This window comes from Singulisphaera photorubra (assembly GCF_045290345.1).
GTDB lineage: Bacteria > Planctomycetota > Planctomycetia > Isosphaerales > Isosphaeraceae > Singulisphaera.
Map to the genome: position 1 here is coordinate 298,224 of NZ_CP155447.1, position 18,568 is coordinate 316,791.

General features: G+C 64.0%; 10 protein-coding genes and 1 pseudogene. 4 read left to right on the top strand and 7 right to left on the bottom strand.

Going from position 1 to position 18,568, the window contains the following annotated elements; all coding sequences use genetic code 11:
• Nucleotides 1-42: 42 nt before the first annotated feature.
• Nucleotides 43-2,859 carry a protein kinase domain-containing protein gene (locus V5E97_RS01110; protein ID WP_406697429.1) on the bottom strand — a complete coding sequence of 939 codons (2,817 nt, stop codon included), beginning with the start codon at nt 2,857-2,859 and terminating at the stop codon, nt 43-45.
• 84 nt (nt 2,860-2,943) lie between these two features.
• The gene (locus V5E97_RS01115) at nt 2,944-3,522 is read right to left on the bottom strand and encodes a sigma-70 family RNA polymerase sigma factor (RefSeq protein ID WP_406697430.1); all 579 of its coding nucleotides are present in this window, start codon (nt 3,520-3,522) and stop codon (nt 2,944-2,946) included.
• A 250-nt stretch (nt 3,523-3,772) separates the two neighbouring features.
• Between V5E97_RS01115 and V5E97_RS01120 the strand changes: the two are divergent.
• From V5E97_RS01120 to V5E97_RS01130, 3 genes and pseudogenes are all read left to right on the top strand, one after another.
• A pseudogene (locus V5E97_RS01120) lies at nt 3,773-3,991 on the top strand (IS701 family transposase); the annotation flags it as partial.
• Between the two features lie 291 nt (nt 3,992-4,282).
• The gene (locus V5E97_RS01125; RefSeq protein WP_406697432.1) at nt 4,283-5,644 is read left to right on the top strand and encodes an L-lactate MFS transporter; all 1,362 of its coding nucleotides are present in this window, start codon (nt 4,283-4,285) and stop codon (nt 5,642-5,644) included.
• Nucleotides 5,645-5,825: 181 nt separating this feature from the next.
• Nucleotides 5,826-6,008 (top strand): MFS transporter small subunit, encoded by a 183-nt coding sequence (locus tag V5E97_RS01130; protein WP_406697433.1) that lies wholly within the window; start codon nt 5,826-5,828, stop codon nt 6,006-6,008.
• Here the strand turns inward: V5E97_RS01130 and V5E97_RS01135 are convergent.
• Together V5E97_RS01135 and V5E97_RS01140 are read right to left on the bottom strand one after the other, a co-directional pair.
• Nucleotides 5,984-6,901 carry a J domain-containing protein gene (locus V5E97_RS01135; RefSeq protein ID WP_406697434.1) on the bottom strand — a complete coding sequence of 306 codons (918 nt, stop codon included), beginning with the start codon at nt 6,899-6,901 and terminating at the stop codon, nt 5,984-5,986. The genes V5E97_RS01130 and V5E97_RS01135 overlap by 25 nt on opposite strands.
• Nucleotides 6,898-9,738, bottom strand: coding sequence for a PAS domain S-box protein (locus tag V5E97_RS01140; protein WP_406697435.1), 2,841 nt, complete (start codon nt 9,736-9,738; stop codon nt 6,898-6,900). Before V5E97_RS01140 ends, V5E97_RS01135 begins: the two co-directional genes overlap by 4 nt.
• A 345-nt stretch (nt 9,739-10,083) precedes the next feature.
• Here V5E97_RS01140 and V5E97_RS01145 point away from each other — a divergent pair, with 345 nt between their 5' ends.
• Nucleotides 10,084-11,472, top strand: coding sequence for a hypothetical protein (locus V5E97_RS01145; RefSeq protein ID WP_406697436.1), 1,389 nt, complete (start codon nt 10,084-10,086; stop codon nt 11,470-11,472).
• 217 nt (nt 11,473-11,689) lie between these two features.
• Here V5E97_RS01145 and V5E97_RS01150 read toward each other — a convergent pair whose 3' ends face one another.
• The 3 genes from V5E97_RS01150 to V5E97_RS01160 form a co-directional block, all read right to left on the bottom strand.
• Nucleotides 11,690-11,914 carry a DUF1016 N-terminal domain-containing protein gene (locus V5E97_RS01150; protein ID WP_406697437.1) on the bottom strand — a complete coding sequence of 75 codons (225 nt, stop codon included), beginning with the start codon at nt 11,912-11,914 and terminating at the stop codon, nt 11,690-11,692.
• 162 nt (nt 11,915-12,076) lie between these two features.
• Nucleotides 12,077-16,099: a hypothetical protein gene (locus V5E97_RS01155; protein ID WP_406697438.1), complete on the bottom strand. Its 4,023-nt coding sequence runs from the start codon at nt 16,097-16,099 to the stop codon at nt 12,077-12,079.
• Between the two features lie 205 nt (nt 16,100-16,304).
• Nucleotides 16,305-18,344 carry a hypothetical protein gene (locus tag V5E97_RS01160; RefSeq protein ID WP_406697439.1) on the bottom strand — a complete coding sequence of 680 codons (2,040 nt, stop codon included), beginning with the start codon at nt 18,342-18,344 and terminating at the stop codon, nt 16,305-16,307.
• Between the last annotated feature and the right edge of the window lie 224 nt (nt 18,345-18,568).

Consider the following 18,568-nt stretch of genomic DNA (forward strand, 5'->3'; position numbering starts at 1 on the left):
GGACGGGTGCCGCTGTGGGATGCGATGGCAACCCTATGCGGGTCAAGGAGACTTGGTGGCCGGTACGATGGCTGGGGTTTCGATGCCCATCAGGGTCGCCGCCTCGAAGCGGAGCCGGCTGAACATCGCCGGGGTGGGATAGAGTTCGGGCTCTCGCTTGAAACGCTCCGCGTAACCGTCATGCCACCTGTCACGGCGGTCGAAGACCTTGCGGGCCTTGGCCTTATCACCTAACTGCCAGTATGCCATCGCGGCGATGAAGTCGCCCAACCGCTGATAGTCGGACTGCTTCTCGAGGGATGCGATGCACCCCTTCCAGTCCCCGGTGCGGTATCTGGCCCATCCCAGCGACTGGAGGGCCATGCCCCTGTTCTCGCCGCTCGCGGAGCTCATCTCGAGGGCCCGGGCGGCGAGCTTCTCGGCCCGCTTGGGGTCGTGGGACGGCTCGGTCGGCGAGACCGAGTAGAGGTCTGCGGCGAAGACCAGGAGCTTCGCCAGGTCCTCGCGATAGTGCGGGACGTCCGGGTACTCGCGGACCAACGCGTCGCCCTCCTCCACGGCCCGGCGGGCGACCCGTTCGGCCTCTTCGGTCCTCTCGACTGCCAGAAGGGAGATGAGAAGGTTCTTGCGAGTCGTCAGGAGCAGGCCGCGGCTGAAGTGCTCCTCGGGGTGTTCGGCGACCAAGGCCTCGAGCACGCCTACAGCCCGACCGTCGCTCTCACTGGCCTCGGCCAGTCGGCCCGAGTCGAATTGGACGCTGGCGAGGTTGGCCAGGATGACGGCCAGGGTGCTCCGCTCGCCGGGGCTGGTGAGCCCATCCTCAGACAACCTGTCCAGGCGTTGGGCCGCGTGCCGGAAGCACCGCTCGGCCTCGGCAGGTCGGCCCGTGTTCCTGTAGACAAGGCCCAGTTCGAGCTCGCAGTTCGGGAGCCGGTCGCGGAGCCCGTGCGGCAACGGCCCCTCCGCGTCGAGCCGCTCGAAGAGGCCCAGGCCCCGCCGCAGGAGGGGCTCCGCCTCCTGGTATCGGCCCCGCCGCTCGTACAGGCCCCCGAGGGCCGCGAGGCTGCGGGCGAGCTGGACCTGGCTCTCCCGGCCCTTCGGGGCCTCGGCCGCGACGGCCTCCAGCGTCGAGACGGCCCGCTTCTGGAGCGTCTCGGCTTCGTCCAATCGGTCGAGCTCCACCTCCTGGGTCGCGAGGCTCAAGCAGGCGGCCGCGAGTTCGGTGCGATAAGCCGGCCGCGTGGGGTGGCGTGCGGCCAGGGCCTCAAGCTGCCCAACGGCCTGCTGGGATGCTGCCGCGGCCTGGTCGAACTTGCCGAATGCGAATTGGATGACCCCGACGCGATGCCGGGCACGGGCCGCCTCGAATTGGGCCTCGGGGGCATCGCCCTGCTCCGCGGCGAATGCCTCATAGAACCCGAGGGCCTTCTCCAGGAATTCGGCCTGGACCGCCGTCAGCTTCGGTTGCTGGGCGAGCCACTTCTCGGCGACCTGGGTATACATCTCATCGACGGCCCGCCGGGCCTGCGTCGTGCGTGCCTCGGCCCGCCGCTCGGCACGGATGGCCCGGACCGCCAGCCAGGAGCTCACCGCCACGCCCCCCGTCAACGCAAGGAAGAGGACGACTCCGGTGGCGAGTGCCGCCCGATTTCGCCGGGCGAACTTCGCGAAGCGATACCAATTCGACGGCGGGAATGCCTCCACCGGCCGGTCGGTCAGGTACCGCATCACGTCGGCGGCGAAGTCGCTGGCCGTCTCGTATCGCCTGCGGCGGTCCTTCTCCAGGGCCTTCATCACCACCCAATCGAGCTCGCCCTTGATTGAGGGCCCGAGCCGTCTGGGGTCGGCCTTCCGCCGGGCCGAGACGGTCGAGAGCTGGTCGCCGAGCGAGCCGAGTCGAGTGCTAGGCCGCTGCGGTTCCTCCTCGCGGATGATGCGACGCATCTCGTCGAACGCGGCCCGCCTCAGCGTCTCAGGGTCGAACGGCGTCGTGCCCGTCAACAGTTCGTAGAGGAGCACGCCCAGGCTGTAGATGTCACTCCGGGTGTCCACGTCGACACCCGAGAGCTCCGCCTGCTCGGGGCTCACATAGAGCGGCGTGCCCACGAACTGGTGGAAGCCGGTGAAGAGGGTCTTCTCGGTGAGGGCCCCGACCGCGGCCTTGGCGACACCGAAGTCGATGACCTGCGGCACCCCCACGCCGTCGACGACCGTTACGAGGACGTTGGAGGGCTTGATGTCGCGGTGGATGACGCCCTTCTGGTGGGCGTGCTGCACCGCCCGGCAGACGAGCACGAACAGGTCCAGCCGCTCGGCGATGGGGAGCTGCTGCTCGTCGCAGTATTCGGTGATGGGCAGGCCGCGGACCAGCTCCATCACAAAGTAGGGGCGGCCCCAGGGGGTCAGCCCGCCGTCGAAGACTTTGGCGATGTTCGGGTGGTCCATCATCGCCAGGGCCTGCCGCTCGGCCTCGAACCGGGCCACGACTTGCCTCGAGTCCATCCCCGGCTTGATGACCTTCAACGCCACGCGGCGGCGGACGGGCTCGGCCTGCTCGGCCATGTAGACGGTGCCCATGCCCCCCTCGCCGATGGCCTCCAGCAGCTTGTAGGGGCCGATGGTGGTGCCGGGCTCCAAGTCCCCCGGGCGTGAATCAAAAGCGGAGGTCAACGTGGGCATCGAGGCCGGGGCCTCAAGGAAATCGTTCGCACCGGCATCGAGGGCGAGAAGCTGCTCGACTTCTCGCCGCAGCCCCGGAACGCCGCAGACTCTGTCGAGGAATGCCGAGCGAGCCTCCGAGTCCCGGATCTCCAGGGCCGCGGAGAAGATTTCCTCGACGTTCGGAGCTACGTGCTGCATCGGTATCACCCCGGTCGCCACCAATCCCCTCTAGAGGCCAATGCGAAATCCGCAGCTCCTTAGCTCCACGGGTCCTCTCCGATTTCAGGGATTCTCCTCGGGACTGGCGGTTTCCCCCAGCTTTCTGAGGAGCCACACCTTCGTGTAACGCCAATGACGTTGGACGGTTGTGCGGGAAATCCCGAGCACATTTGCGGCGTCTTCCTCGGTCAGGCCGGCGAAGTAGCGGAGCTTCACGATCTGGGCCTTGACCGGGTCCTCGGCTTCGAGCTTCGCCAGGGCCTCGTCGAGGGCGAGGAGGTCCTCGGAGGGGGTCGGGGCCGCGATGTCGATGGCATCGGGGTCCTGTCGCTCCAGCCGGCCGCCGTGCCTCTCGGCTGCCTTGCGGCGGGCATTCTCGACGAGGATGCGACGCATCGCCTCGGCCGCCGCCGCGAAGAAATGCCCGCGTCTATCCCACCCCTGAGTCTCCTGGCCGTCGACCAAGCGGAGATAGGCTTCGTGGACCAGGGCAGTGGCCTGGAGGGTCTGCCCCGGCTTTTCCCTTGCGAGCCTCTGCTGGGCGAGCTGCCGGAGCTCCCCGTAGACGATGGGGAGGAGCTGCTCGGATGCCCGGGGGTCGCCGTGCTCGATGGCCGAGAGGATGCGGGTGACGTCGTTCATCGGCTTGGGCCGTACGGGCAGGAGGTCCGAAGGTCGCGACGACGTCGCCCGGTGCGACTCGAAGCCCGCCCTGGGGAAAGAGGGCCCTCCCAGCTTAGCAGTCATCCATGCGAGGAGATAGCGGCCGACGACGCGAGCCCACCCGATGAGGTTAGTCCTAATTCTACTGTAACCGATGGCTTTTCAGGCCGGCTGAGATTCGTTAACCTGAATCATGATAAGGAGATGAAATCCGAACGGAGATCCTCTCATGTCACTTCTGGATCATCACGAAGCTCAAACGCTCCTGGACGACGCGATCCTTACACCCGAGGCCGTCCAGGGCTGTTCGGACCGCTTGACCGCCTTCCTCCAACGCTACCTCCCGAAATTCTATCGGGCCGAACATCGCGCCAACGCCGTTTGAGTCATTCGCGGCCTCCTCTGTGGTCTGGAACGCAAGACCTGCGAACCGATCGCCATTCAGGCGGAAGCACTTTTACGAGTTGCAGGCGGCCCACCACGCCCAGGTCGGCCGCGAGTACCTCCGCGCTGCGGACCGCCCGTGGGAGCCGTTGCCCGCGTCGCGGCCCTATTTCCCGGACTCGAAGCGACTCTTTCAGCAGGCCGCCCAGTTGAAGTAGGCCGGTTCGCTTCGAGCTCTTTTCGATTCAAGAGGTGGCCCGGAACCGGTGCGTCTGATATATCCCCTAGGAGTCACGATTCGTCTGATCGGGCACGACGGATCGCTGGGCCGGGCCGTGACATTGAGTGGTGAACGATGGCTTTCTTCCGCTTTCTCGATCGCGAGCGAACGATCGGCCCGCCCGGCTTCAACCGCTGGCTGATCCCGCCCGCCGCCCTTTCGGTCCACCTCTGCATCGGCGAGATCTACGGCTTCAGCGTCTTCAGCAAGCCGTTGACCCGCATCATCGGCATCGAGCAATCGATCCAAGGCTACGACTGGTCCATGCCGCAGGTCGGCTGGATCTACTCGATCGCCCTCATCATGCTCGGTCTCTCGGCCGCCGTCCTGGGTCGGTGGGTCGAGCGCGTGGGGCCTCGGAAAACGATGTTCGCCAGCGCCTGCTGCTTCTGCGGCGGACTCTGGCTCTCCAGCCTGGGCGTGGCCCTGCATAACATCTGGTTGATCTACCTGGGCTACGGAGTGATCGGAGGGATCGGCCTCGGCCTCGGCTATATCGCGCCGGTGTCGACTCTGGTGAAGTGGTTCCCCGACCGGCCGGGCATGGCGACCGGCATGGCCATCATGGGCTTCGGCGGCGGGGCACTCGTCGGAGCGCCACTGGGCGTCGAGCTGATGAACCGATTCAAGTCGGTCACGTCGGTCGGGGTCCAAGAAACCTTCCTCATCATGGGCGTGATTTATTTCGCGTTCATGATGTTCGGCGTCATCACCGTCCGCGTGCCCGCGGCGAACTGGCGGCCGGACGGGTTTGTTCCGTCTCCAACGTCGAAGAAACTGATCACAAATGCAAGCGTTTCTGTGGACAAGGCCTGGAAAACGCCGCAGTTCTGGTTGCTCTGGGCGGTGCTCTGCCTGAACGTCACCGCCGGAATCGGCATCCTCGGTCAGGCCTCGCCGATGTGCCAGGACATGTTCGGCGCGACGGAAGCGGTCGGTGGCGGCTTCGCCGGCCTGCTCAGCCTCTTCAACATGGCGGGCCGGTTCTTCTGGTCGTCAGTCTCCGACCTGACGGGACGGAAACTGATTTATACCCTCTTCTTCTTGCTGGGGGCGATCCTCTACGGCCTCATCCCGATGACCCAGAGGTTCCAAAGCGTCACGCTCTTCGTTCTGGCGACCGCCACACTCATCTCGATGTATGGCGGTGGCTTCGCGACGATTCCGGCCTACCTGCGCGACCTGTTCGGCACGATGCACCTCGGGGCGATCCACGGCCGCCTGATCACCGCCTGGTCGATGGCCGCCGTCCTCGGCCCGCAACTGGTCAACTATCTCTCGGCCTATCAGGTCGAACGCGGAGTTCCCCGAGCCGAGGCCTACAACCTGACCATGTTTCTGATGGTCGGCCTCCTCCTGGTCGGCGCAATCTGCAACCTCCTGATTCGCCCAGTCGCCGAACTCCATCATCACCGAGGCGATTCCAAAACGAACTAACAGGCTTGCTTGAGTTTGAGATTGGTTGATCGACGAGTCACGCACGCGCCGGCCGGTTTCAACTCCAACGACGCGATCCAATGACAGCCCGGCTCAACTGAACGGAAAGAGAAGCCTCGATTCAGGCGGCACCCGCTCTTGATTTCCAGGCGGATCGGGACCGAGGGTGAAAGAAATTAACATGGCTGAATCCCCACGGAAAATGACGAGTCTGAAGGTGGCCGCGGCCTGGATTTTCGTCGCCATTCCCCTGGGATGGGGAGTCTACCAGAGCGTGGTCAAGTCGCTCCCGCTCTTCCGTGCTGTCACTCCAGTGGCCGGAACGGGAGCGGACCGGCCTCAGAGTCCCCGCGACGTGCAATAGTTTTGAGCATCCTCATAGGCGGCTTGCAGGCGGACGAATTCCGCGTGATCCCCGCCAGCGTCAGGGTGGACGGTCTTCGACCGCGCCCTGTAGGCGAATCGAACTCGCTCGCTGCTGAACGGGGGTACAACACCGAGAGTCAAGGCCCACGCGGGGATCGTTGACGAGCGGCTCGAGTCGACCGCTTCGTCGGCGAGGTAGAGGTGGGCGATCGTTTCGCGGAACCCGCCGCCGCCGGGGAGCTCGTCGGGATAGACGAGCCAGCGGGCCAGGCGAAGCTCATCGTCTCCGTCGTCGTCGAGAACCTCGCGAGTCACGTCGGCGCGACGGAACGTTCGATCGAGCCGCCGGCCCAGCAGCAGAGCCAGCGCCTCGCACGCGGTCGGATGCCCCGAGGAATGGCTCCAGAGCAGGAGGCGGGCGCTCTCGGCGAGCCGTCGGGCCGCGACTTGAAGCTCACGGCCCAGGTCGGCGACATGGGTGGCGACCTGTCCTCGCCAGAAACTGGCCACCGTGATCTCGAGCAAGGTCAGCAATTGATCGGCCGACGGAGGAACCTCGTCGTGAGGGATCGGCTGGTCCAGACCGAGACGGCCCCGGACCCGAGCGTTGATGCGGCGAACCTGGTCGGCGCTCGGCTGATGCTTCTCGGGGATCTCGTTCTTGGTCCGAAGGTCACCACGAACCGCCTCGACGGCGGCATTGTAGGCAAAGGCGGCCAGCCAGCGGTCCGGATAGAGCCCAAGGTTCACTTGCCGCCCTTTGCCCCGGCCGATCCACGCTCGATAGCGCCCTTCGCCATGACTTGCGGGCTGCTCGGTGACGCCGCGAAGGCGATCCCGCTTCCGTTCCGAACCAGACTGTGAGTGAGAATGCGAATGAGACTGTGTCATGGTTCGACCGGCTCCTCGGCTTCCAGACGGGCGATTTCCTGGATCGCCTGCTCGAGCGTCGGGAAGTCGACCGGCTTGGTGAGATGGACGCTGAACCCCGCGTCCCGGCTCTTGCGCACATCATCCTCCATGCCGTAGCCGCTCAGGGCGATCCCCTTGACATCGCGCCTGGCCCGAATTCGCCGCATCAGTTCCAGGCCGCTCCCATCCGGCAGGCCGATGTCACTCACGACGAGGTTGAACGGCTCTTCTCGCACCACCGCATCCATGGCCAGGGTGAAGCAGGAGGCCACGGTGACCTGGTAACCACGGCGGCGAAGCAGTCGGCTCATCACCCGGAGCGTATCGGCATTATCCTCCACAAGCAGGATGTGCAGCGACGACGGGGGCCGAGCGGTCACGATTCGCGGGGCAGGGGCCATTGCGTCGGGTCGAGGCGCGGCCGCCACGGGAAGCCGGAGCACGAAGGTCGCCCCCTGGCCCCGGCCACCGCTCGACGCCGTCAGGGTGCCACCATGTGCCTCAGTCAGGTTCCGGCTGATGGCCAGCCCCAGGCCCAAGCCACCGAATTGCCGCGTGACCTCTTTATCGCCTTGTTCGAAGGCGTTGAAGATCTTCGGCAGCGCTTCCGGAGCGATACCGACTCCGGTATCCCGGACCTCGACGACCAATCGCGGGCCGGCCGGTCCATCGACGTCATACGAATTGATGACGACCATGCCCCCCTTCCGCGTAAATTTGACCGCGTTCTTGATCAGGTTCCAGAAGATTTGCTGAAGCCGTGCCGGGTCGGCGTCGACATGATGAGCGGTCGCCACCAGGTGCATGGAGAGTGCGATCCCCGCGCTGCCGACCTCGTCGCGGCAGATCTCGACCGCCCGTCGGATCAGCTCATGAGCATCGACAACTTGACGCCCCAGATGCAGCTTGCCATGGGTAATTCGGGTGATATCCAACAGGTCGTCGATCAGCTTGGCCTCCAAGGCAATGTTTCGTTTGGTCACTTCTAACGCCGGGCGGACCGACTCCGGTGTCTCCGGGTCTTCCAACATCGCCGTCACGCTGACCAGCACCGGGGTCAGCGGGGTCCGGAGTTCATGGCTCAGTACGGCCAAAAACTGATCCCGCGCCCGCGTCCCGGCCTCCGCCGCGTCGCGGGCCGCCCGCAGTTCCTCCTCCGCTCGCTTTAAATCGTGGATATCGGTCGCCACGCCGAACCAGTTCTCCACCTTGCCTTCGCGATCTTTCATCGGCACAACTCGGCCGATGTGCCAGCGAAACTCGCCATCCCGATTCCGGATGCGATACTCGCACTCGTAGGGCTCGCCAGCCTGGATACTGGCGTCGCGAATCTGACGCAACCGGATCAGATCCTCTGCCTGGATCACGTGCCGCCAGGAATGACCGGTCAACAACTCGGGGGCGTATCCCGAGTACTCTTGCCAGCGCCGATTGAAGAAGATCGTCCGGCCGTCCGCTTCGTTCACCCACATCAGTTGAAGGACACCGTCGATCAGCGTGCGATACCGCCGTTCACTATACCGGAGCGCCTCTTCCGAACGCATCTGTTCGGTAATCTCAGCGGTCATGATACCGACCCCGAGCACGCGCCCGTCGGCGGCACGAACCGGATACCAGTTACTCAACCAGCGACCGACGTGGCCGGGGAGCCCCGGCATCTCCCCTTCATGGTAGACGCCGAGCCGGGGAACCCCGGTCTCGATCACCTCGCGCAACGCGGATTCGTCGACCGCGGCCGACGCGGACGTGATCTCGCCATAGGATCGGTGCAGGTGGGCGGACGTCGGCTCGCCATTGATTCGGGCCATGGCCTCATTCAGGCGGACGAACCGCAGGTCGCTATCGAGAAGCGCCAGTGCGAACGGGGCACCCGCGACGAGAGCTTCGAGCTGAGCGAGTGTCTCTGAAAGGTGATCGCGAAAATGACGGAGCTCTTCCTCGGCCCGCCTTCGCTCGCTGATATCGCGAATGATGCTCAGTAGCAACCGCTCTCCCGCGATCTCCGCACCTCGAGAGCTGACCTCCACGGGAAAAGTGCTCCCATTCTTGCGGCGGTGCATGGTCTCGAAGGTCAGCCCTTGACCGTCGGCCTGAGCCATCTGGTCAGGGACGAGGGAAGTCGTATTCGAGTCGCGAAGTTCGAGTATCGACATCCTCAGCAACGTGTCACGATCGTAGCCGTAGGCTGCTACGGCCGCGTCGTTGGCTTCGACAATGCGACCGTCGGAGCGAACGAACAGAACGATGTCTCGCGCATGCTCCGAAAGCAGCCGATACCGATCGAGCAGCCGCGCGGCGTTCCGACGATCGGCCACGTCACGGCGAAGCGTGATCTCGGTCATGACCGAGCAGGCCAGGTCGCTCAAGGTCTCGACCTCGTCGTCGGTCCACTCCCTCGGCCTGCTGTCAATGGCGCAGAACGAGCCGAGGACATGGCCGTCGGAGGTGGTCAGGGGGACGCCCAGGTACGCAACCACTCCGAGCTCATCAATCGCCAGGCTGTCCCGAACCAACCGATGGGTTCGGGCGTCAGCGATCCGCAATGGCTCACGCGAAGCGACGACGTGGCGGCAGAAGGAGTGAGACAGGGGAGTCTCTCGAGCCGAAACCCACGGTTCCGGAAGGCCCACACAACTCTTGAAGTATTGCCGGTGCTCATCCACGAGCGAGATCAGGGTCACTGGAGCATTGAGAAACCGGGACGCGAGTCGCGTCAGACGATCGAACGAAGGCTCGGGCTGGCTGTCGAGAAGCCCGGTCTCTCTCAGGGAAGCGAGCCGCGCAGGTGCTTGGACTGACGCGTCGAGGTCGATCATTGTTGGTGAACCGGTCCTCTCGCAACCCCTACAACGCCACCCGGAACATCCCCAGCGTATGCGTTGTCTCACGAGGTATGACCGGCCTGCCCGCGCGGTCCAATGTTGGGGCGGAGCAAGATCGGGGGCCACGTCGCCTCTCATTTTCCGATTATCTCACGATACAGAGCCGAGCCGGCTGCTGGCAACCCATCGTGAAGCCACCAGGGGGTTGATCCGCGGCCCTTGAGGGTCCAAGATCACCTCGAGTTGACATCCTCAGCCTCAACCGCAGTCATCAGCTCGTTCTGATGCGGGAGGGGCGCGGACCGAAAGTCGAGCACCAACTTCGGGAAAAGCAACAACATGAAGATCCCATTACAATCTTGTCTTGCGGTGTTTTCGATGCTGGCGGCGATGACCTTGGACTCCACGGCGGTGGCGCAGACAATCGCCGAGAAACCGGCCGTTGAAGCCTTCAAGATCGAGTCAAACTTGAGGGCAGGAGTGGCCAAGGTCGACGTCACCCCGCCGCCCGACACGAAGGTGGCGGGCCACGTTCGCGAGACCCAGGGCGTCCGCGATCCGATTCGCGCCGCGGTCCTGCTCCTGGATGACGGTCGGACCAAGGCCGCCATCGTCAGCTTCGACTTTCTCTGCGCCTGGGATGAGCTGGTCCGGGAGATCAGGAATTCGGTCTCAAAAGCGACCGGGACGCCCCAGGAGAACATCCTCGTCGCCACCTCACACAATCATTCCGGGCCGGCATGGTCGCAAGACTCGCCCTACTGCCAACAAGTCATCGAGAAAGTCGCCTCCGCGGCGTCACGTGCGGCCAAGGAGATGCGGCCCGTCTCGATCGGCTACGGCGAAGGAGAGATTGATTTCAACATCAACCGCCGGAAGGTGATCGACGGCCGGGCCGTCGTCCGGCTCAACCCGGACGGCCCAAACGACCGCCGCGTCAAGGTCCTCCGGTTCGACGATGGCCGCGGTCTGGCACCGATGGCCGTGATGATGCACGCCGTCTGCCACCCTTGCGTCTTCACGTGGGGCGATAAGTACTCGGCCCCACATCCCGGCGGCTACCCGAAAATGAGCGCGGACTTTCCGGGCGAGGCACAGCGATTCGTCGAGATGGTCTACGGGGAACCGACCCAGACCCTCTTCCTCCAAGGCTGCGCCGGGAATATCCGCCCCAATCTGCCCGGTTTCCCCTATCGCTGCGGTGACGAGGCGGACATCCGCTGGATCGGCCGCGACCTCGGCTGTGAGGTCGTCCGCGCGGCCGACCACGCCGCGATCCGCGAGGAGATGGCCAAACGTCCCCGGGTCTACCCGATCAAGGTCGCCTCGACGGTCGTGGAGCTCCCCGGCAAAAAGAAGCCGGTTCGCTCCGAGTTTCAAGCCCTCCGCGTCGGTCCGTTCCTCTTCCTCACCATCCCGGGCGAGCCGTTCGTCGAGTACGGGTTCCAGATCGAAAAGGCGATCGCCGACCGCGCCGTGCCGATTGTTGTGGGCTATGCCAACGGCAACATCCACTACGTCTGCACGGCCCAGGCCTACAAGGAAGGGGGCTACGAGCCAAACATGACGCAGCTCGCGCCTGAGGCGGAACCGATCATCGTGAAACAGCTCGGGATGCTGGCCGACCGGGTCCTGGGCGACGTCTTCGAGTCGTTCGCCCCGACCCTCCCGGTCGACGCCAAACACTACACCCCCTCGATTCCCGCCGGCGCGACCCCGAAAAAGTGAGGGCAACCGGGCCCACCACCCAAGGATTGGTGGGCCGTGCCCCGCCGTAACCAGTTGTGCCGTCCGTTTCATGCACGGCAATAACTTTGTGAACGATTTCCGATCGATTCGCAGTCAGGATCCGATTTTCCCCGTGGGATCGGCACGACCCGCCACCCCTATCTCCTTGTTAAAGCAGAAGTTAAGATGGTGGGCCGTGCCCGCCCCACGGGAATCGTTAGGCCGACGATGATGCCATGGCCGCTCGCGTTGACGAATGTCGCGACAGTGTCGCGACAATTACTTCTTCGGGGAACACCTCGGCAAATTGGACCAACCGTGCAAGGCTCTTGGCAATGAAACCCCGGCCGTAACGGGGCATCAATTCTGCCGACAGTGTCGGCAAAATCTGCTGACCGTACTCGTCGCGGGCTTCATTGAACACATCTCGACGGATACGCATCGATTGCCCGAGGACTTAGAGTCTGTCTCGTAAGTTCAGGGAAACCGAAAATTGAAGGCCGTTTGGGTGCCACGGGTTCCGTACTCGGAACCCGTGCGCGCCAGGCCAAGGCATTCCCGCATGGGTTCCGAGTACGGAACCGCATGGCACCCAGCAGATCATTCAAAAGCTCCCGTGGGATTCACCTTCTGGGACAGACTCTAAGCGTCCCGGCGGTCTTGGGCCGACGAACCGGTACATGGGATCGCGCGGGTCGTCGCTGACCTTCCAGACCTGCTGGCCACGCAGGTAGAGCTGCTGTTGTTCGAGGAGGCTGAAGGGGCGTGCGCCGATCCGGCCGAAGACGCCGATCTGGTTGCCGCTCTCGTCCACGGCCCGGTCACGATCGAGGCCCTCCGAGACCGCCAGGGCATGGCCCCCTTTGGGGACCTTGTGGGTCGCGATCAACTTGGGGGTCGGGCGCGGGCTGAAGCCCATGTTGCCCGGCGTGTCGGGGGAGCTCAACTGGACGACCCGCAGGCCATTGATCCCGTCGGCCAGGTAGGCGAACTCGCTGCTGTACGTGATCCCGAGCTTCACGTCGTGCAGGTCGTTGATGCAGCCATTGGCGTTGTAGACCTGGTCAATGCGAGGCCGTTCAGGATTCTCGACGTCGAGGATCACGAGCCCTTGCTTGCCGGCGGCGACATACGCATAAGTCCTCGCCACGTAGATCTTGTGGGCTTCGTGGAGCGCGACCTCCGCGACCGGCCGAGGGATGGCGAGGTCGGTCACGTCGAAGACCTTGACCCCATGTGCGTCGCAGACGAACGCATAGCGAAACTGCACCTGCACCGACGTCGGGTGCGCGAGCAACGGAGCCTGGACCACCGACGTCACCCGCGGATGCTTGGGATCGTCGAGCGAGACGACCACCAGGCCGGCATCACAGCAAACGTACGCATACGTCCCCACAATCGTCAAGCTCTTGGCCCCGCGGAGCAATCCGCCGGGGTTGAAGGTCACTTCGCGGCCGAGGAAATTGTTCGACGGATTGCCGTCCAGAAGCGTGCCTGCCGGCACGGTGATCAGGCCTTCCTCACGGTCGGCGACGAAGATGTACCCATAGATCGGGTGCACCTTCTGTTCCCGGTTCTCAGGCCGTTGGGTCCGTGTCGGGTCCGGGGCAGGGGTCGCCGGCGCGGCGACGGCCGTGGCGTACTTGCTCCGGACGAAGAACCGCTGGCCGATCGGTGAGACCGGAGCGCTCGTGATCCGCTCGGAAAACCCCTTATGATCGATGAACGAGATGTCGAAGACCCGCAGGCCATTCTCGCCGCAGGCGGCGTAGAGGTATTCACCGCGAGCCTGGATGTCGAGCACCTCCGCCTTTCGGCGCTTCAGTGAAACCGTTTCGCCGATGTCGGTCGGCGGGTGCTCGTGGGCGTGCTCGAGCTCCCCTCCGCGCTCCTCATGCTTGTGGAACGAGTCGGGGAAGGCCAGCTTGTGCAGCGCGCTGCCCAGGACCGCCTGGGGTTCATCGCGCTCGGTTACGACCACGCCTTCGAACCCGTGCTCACCGGCCGCCACCCAGCAGTACCGGCCGATGAAGTTGACGTAGTTCGTCCCCTGCATCAGCAACTGCGCTACGATCGCGTTGTTGTCGTTGTCACGCGCCAGATGACAGTCGGTGCACTGCTTCGTGTCGTTACGCCCCGCGCGATAGGCCTCAGGTGAGACGGGCCGGCCCTTGTCCGGCCCCTTTTCGATCAAGGTGGGGCCACCGCGCACCGTGTGCGGAACATTCGAGCTGAAGGCGACGCCGCTGAGTCCTTCGGCCGAGACCGTCTGCTGTTGCACATAGATCGACTCGCGATTCGCGTTGTATGACCCGACGTGAATGGCACACGACGAGCGAGCCGGGCCGATCTTGTTGCCGGTCACGTCGCCATCGCGAGCGAGCATGTACACGTCATCACGAAGCGTCTGAAAGTTATACGAAACATAGTTTCGCGAAATATCCCCTTCGTTGTGGAGCGACGGCATCTTCTTGTTCGCCTTCTGAGGCAGATGGCAACCGAAGCAGCTCGGGTTCCACGACGAGTGGCAGGCAATACAGCTCATATTCTTGTTCGAGTGGGCGCACTTCTGGCTGCTCAGGCCAGGGGGTGTTCCCCACTCCATCTGGCCGGCGTCGTTGAAGCGGACCGTCTTGGCCAGGTGCGACTTCTCGTTGTAGTGGTCGCTCGCCGGATTGATTGTGTCGGCGGTCTGAACCACCTCCCACGCCAGGTCTTTCTCCACCATCGAGTTCTGGTAGAGCTTGTCCCCCCGGCGCTCGAACCGGCGCTTCCCGGACGGGGTCCGCAAGGTCGCCAGGTCTCGGCCGTTCGGGCCGGACGTGTAGGCGGCCGGCCCCGAGGTCAGCAAGGTCGCCCGCTCGTCGGACGAGCCGTGGCAGTCGATGCACTGGATCTCGACGGCCGCCCGCACTTCTTGCTGGAGCCTGGTGTTGCCGTGAACGTCCTGCGAGAAGTGGCAGTCGACGCAGTGCATCCCCTTTTCCAGGTGCACGTCGAGCAAGTGGACGGGGAGCCCGTCGCGGTTCACCGGCGGGGGGGGAGCCTGACTCCCCTCGTGGACCCGGTTCTGCTCTTTGAGAGCTTCCGGCAGGCCGATCGCCGCCATGAGTTGCTCGGTCGTGGGCTCACCGACGAGCCGCCCTTCGTGGTCGAGCGCATTTCCCTTCCGGTCCTTCTTGAAGACCGCGCGGAAGACCCAACCGTGCCCGTGGAAGTCGGCGAACTGGGTCTTCTTGGCTTGCGGGTTCAGCTCGGCGACCCGCTCGAGGAATCGAGGGTTGGACCAAAGCCCACGCGCCGCGGCCTCGTCAGGGTTGGAGAGTTGAGACTGAGTGAACTCCTCGGCGGTCGGCTCGTGCTGATGCTTCGGGTACATCAGCTCACCGTCGGTCTCCTCGTCCCACCAGGTGTACCCCAGGTAGCTGTTCATGACGCTCGTGCCCGGGTGGACGTGGCAGACGATGCACTGACTCGACGGCATCCCCGAAGTGAACCGATGCTCGATCGGATGCCCTTGTTCGTTCTTCGGGATCGTCGGGTCGGGGTTCCGCGTGAGCCCGAGATTGCCGGCGGCCGCGTAGGGGCCCGAGTGGACCGGAGAGCGATCGTTGGCATAGACGACATGGCAGGCGGTGCAACCGCTCGAACGATAGTCGCCCGGATGGTCGTTGGTCCCGAGGAAGTTGAGGGTCGGGTCCAGGAGTCTCGTCTTGGTCAGGCCGACCAGGACGGGGTCGGTCCGGTTCCTTGTACCAAGGCCTCGGGCGCTCAGCCGGGCGCGCGGCCGCCCTGGTTCTTCGAAGGGGTCGGGCAGGCCGACCTCGGCCGGGTTCCTGCCTCCCCGCTCGAAGATGCGGAGGACGTTTCCGGGCTGGCTCGCCTCGAAATGGGGCAGGGGGTCGAGGAACGGGACAACGCCCTTGACGCGCATCTCCCACTCGCTGGGTGGAGGCACGGTCTGTAGCCGTTGCGGAACGCCGTTCATGCTGTAACTTTCGCCGTAGCGAGCCTGCTTCAACGGGATCGAGCCGTTGTTGTAGAGCGCGGCCTCCCAGAGCATGGCCCCATGGGTCATCATGCTCATCCGGTTCTGGAGCACTTCCTTGGGGTGGCAACTCGTCGTTCCGCAGCTCATGTGGGCAATTCGGAGGTCGCCCGGATTGATGAATCGAATGAAGTCGGGTGACTCGTGATTCAAGAGCGTGTAGGTACGAACCGGATTGGCCGACGTCGCCCAGGCTCCTGGTTGCCGCGGCAAGATGTGGGCCCGGTGCTTATCGCCGGTCGTCGGGTCGCCACCATGGCAATCGACGCACCCCAGCTTGACGGTCTCCCGCTCGTGGGGGTCGTGCGCTGTGTGATGACACTGAAGGCAGCCCGCGCTCTTGCCCATCGCCATCGCATCGGTCTGCTTCGACAGGTCGATCCCCTGAAGCTCAGGGGGCATGGGGTAGGCAACCACGTCAGCACCGCGCGCAATCGCACGAGGCGAGCCAGGGACGCGCCGAGGCTCGGCATCCGGCGGGCCCCCGAGCGAGGAGAGGCAGACGCCAGCGAAGAGTGCGGCGGCCAACCCGAGGGCAAAAACCGGGGGAACTCGTAGCGCATGCGCGGCGGGGGGCATGATGTCGCCGACCTCCGTGTCAACGAATAGGGCCCCTCGGGACGCGAAAAAAGATCGACGCGCAATCGAGGGCGAGCCGGAACCATACCCGCGACCGCAAATGGGGTCAAGCGCAACCGCTTCTCATGAGAAACAGTCGCTTACATGTAGTATGCGAAAGCGAACACCGAATCGAGCACCCTCGGATTCGGCCCCCACGATCAGATCAATAGACGAAGTTCGCGAACAGGAAACTGCCCACGAGGGGCTGAACGCGGTCGTTGGAGTTGTTGTAGAGGTCGCGGAAACCCTGGCCGGGGATCAGGCCCGAGACGCCCATGACGATGCTGACGTTCTCGGACAGGAGCGGGCGGTAGTCGAAGCCGATGCTCAGGTCGGTGCCGATGAACCGGTCGATCTTGCCTTGGAAGAGGAATTGCTCGAGAACGTTGGTCTGGTCGAACCAGAGGAGGTTGACGTTGTTGATCATCTTGAGCTTGGGCGTGAGGTCGAAGTCAGCGCCCAGGGTCGGCAGAAGCAAACCAGGGTTCACGAAGTTCGACTGCCCCTGAAACTTGCTCGACCGGAGGTCCGGCACCAGGCTGAGGCGCTGAACCAGGTTGACTCCGAAGAGCGGAACCTGCTGCCGATTCCAGTAACTGAACGGACCGCCCGCGAAGTTCGGGCCGTCAAGGATCGTATCGAAGCCCGTGGCGTGGCTGTTATTGATGTCGTGATCGCCCGAGGCCCAGAAGAACGAGGCGCGGAACCGGGCCCAGTCCCGGTCGTAGGACCCTTCGATCGCGAACATCTGCGCATTGATCGTCTGCGCCTGGTTGGCCAGCGGATTGAGAGTATCGCGGCCCAATGCCCAGTAGAATTGGTGAGTGATGTTGAACCGGCCGATGTGCCCGTCGCCAGCCCAGCCCAAATAAGCCACGTCGAGCTGGTGAGGCCGGGCCACGCCGACCGGGTCGGGACGCACCAAGAATCGGTTATTGTCAAACTTAAAAGTGCGTGGATCGTTATTGTAGACCGCGCTGAGCTGGGCCGTATAGCCGGGGACCAAGAAATCCTGCCGGTAGTAGTTGGCAAAAACAAGGTTCTGCTGCCGGTCGGCAAACGAGTTCAGCTGGCTATTCGTGTCCTTCTCCCACTGGCGGAAGTAGGCGAGATTCCACTGGTCCCGGTTCGAGTGGCGGGTGCCGAAAAAGCGGACCGCACGGTTGGTGTCGTAGAAGAGGAAGCCGCGAAAATCGTTATTGAACGGCTGCGTGCCCGCTCGAACCGAGACGAAGTCGTAGTCCGGCCCCACGTCGGCGAGCTTGGTCTCGAAGTAAGCTTCCTGAAGCGCCCAGAAAGTTCGCGTTCTCGATGTGCCCTGAAGCACGTTCGGGCTGACGACCGCGAGTTCCTCAACCGACAGGTTGTTGAGGTTGAAGATCGGCATCACCCGTAACTTCCAGTCGAGCGGTTTGAAGGCCGCATCGCCATGGTTCAGGTCGACCGCGAGCACGAAGAAGTTCGAGGTGAAGTACTGATTTGGCCGGCCGAAGAAATTCTGTTGGTTGGGACGAGCCGTGCTCTCGAACGGGGTCGTGGCGGTTGGGACCTGGCGAAACTCTTGGAACGTGAACAACTGCGCGGTCAGATCAAGAAAGGTGTGCTGACCGAGGATCGGATAATCCCCTTTCAGAACGTTCTGATTGAATGGGTCGAACCATCGCCCCAGCATAAATGGATAGTCATCATTGATCGGGTGCCCTTTGCCATAGCGATCCCACTCGGGAAACCCAAGCCGCCAACGGTCCTCGACGGGGACGAAGTGTGCGTCTTGCTGCCCTTCCGTCGGCAAGATCCCGGACGGACCGGTGTAGCCGAGCGGGGGATCGACGGCGGTTGGTCCGATGGGTGCGTCGACTTCGGGAGGCAACGCGGGCTGAGGAGGAGGCACGGGATCGATCGGCCGGTCCAACATGCGAGGCGCGGGGCGTGGCAGCACGCCGACCGTCCCCTCAGCCCCCTGATCCCCTCGGGGCGATTCCTCGATCGGGGCGGGTAGGACACCAGCGTCCGCGCCTCTCGACTCGAGCGTGGCCGGCAAGCCCGGGGCGGGTCGCGGCGGAAGCGCGGCGGCCACGGGCTCGGAAGGCGAGGGCACCGAGTCGGTGTTGCCAGGCCGGTCGGACGCCACGCAAATCCCGGTCAGGATAAGCCCGGTGAGCCCACCGCGAAACCAGGATCGCGCCAGGTCTGCCAGGGTCATGCAATCGGCTCCGCTGACCGGGGAATAATAATGATGAGGGCAACCCAGCCTGCCAAGACGTTACTCCAACCCATTTGGCGGATCGCGTCTGATCCATCTGGGAGGGAGAAGCGGAACACGTTCGAGAAACGCGATCCCAAAGAAGAGAGGCACCAAGGCAGTTTGGTCGCAAGTCTATATCGAACCGACGCATGCCAAGCTTGAGCCTTGCTTCGATTTTAAGG

Excerpts from the sequence above, each read along its gene's own strand:
- V5E97_RS01135 (WP_406697434.1), bottom strand. The coding sequence starts at position 6,901 with ATGACACAGTCTCATTCGCATTCTCACTCACAGTCTGGTTCGGAACGG.
- V5E97_RS01130 (WP_406697433.1), top strand. The coding sequence starts at position 5,826 with ATGGCTGAATCCCCACGGAAAATGACGAGTCTGAAGGTGGCCGCGGCC.
- V5E97_RS01110 (WP_406697429.1), bottom strand. The coding sequence starts at position 2,859 with ATGCAGCACGTAGCTCCGAACGTCGAGGAAATCTTCTCCGCGGCCCTG.
- V5E97_RS01155 (WP_406697438.1), bottom strand. The coding sequence starts at position 16,099 with ATGCCCCCCGCCGCGCATGCGCTACGAGTTCCCCCGGTTTTTGCCCTC.
- V5E97_RS01145 (WP_406697436.1), top strand. The coding sequence starts at position 10,084 with ATGAAGATCCCATTACAATCTTGTCTTGCGGTGTTTTCGATGCTGGCG.
- V5E97_RS01125 (WP_406697432.1), top strand. The coding sequence starts at position 4,283 with ATGGCTTTCTTCCGCTTTCTCGATCGCGAGCGAACGATCGGCCCGCCC.
- V5E97_RS01140 (WP_406697435.1), bottom strand. The coding sequence starts at position 9,738 with ATGATCGACCTCGACGCGTCAGTCCAAGCACCTGCGCGGCTCGCTTCC.
- V5E97_RS01115 (WP_406697430.1), bottom strand. The coding sequence starts at position 3,522 with ATGAACGACGTCACCCGCATCCTCTCGGCCATCGAGCACGGCGACCCC.
- V5E97_RS01160 (WP_406697439.1), bottom strand. The coding sequence starts at position 18,344 with ATGACCCTGGCAGACCTGGCGCGATCCTGGTTTCGCGGTGGGCTCACC.
- V5E97_RS01150 (WP_406697437.1), bottom strand. The coding sequence starts at position 11,914 with ATGCGTATCCGTCGAGATGTGTTCAATGAAGCCCGCGACGAGTACGGT.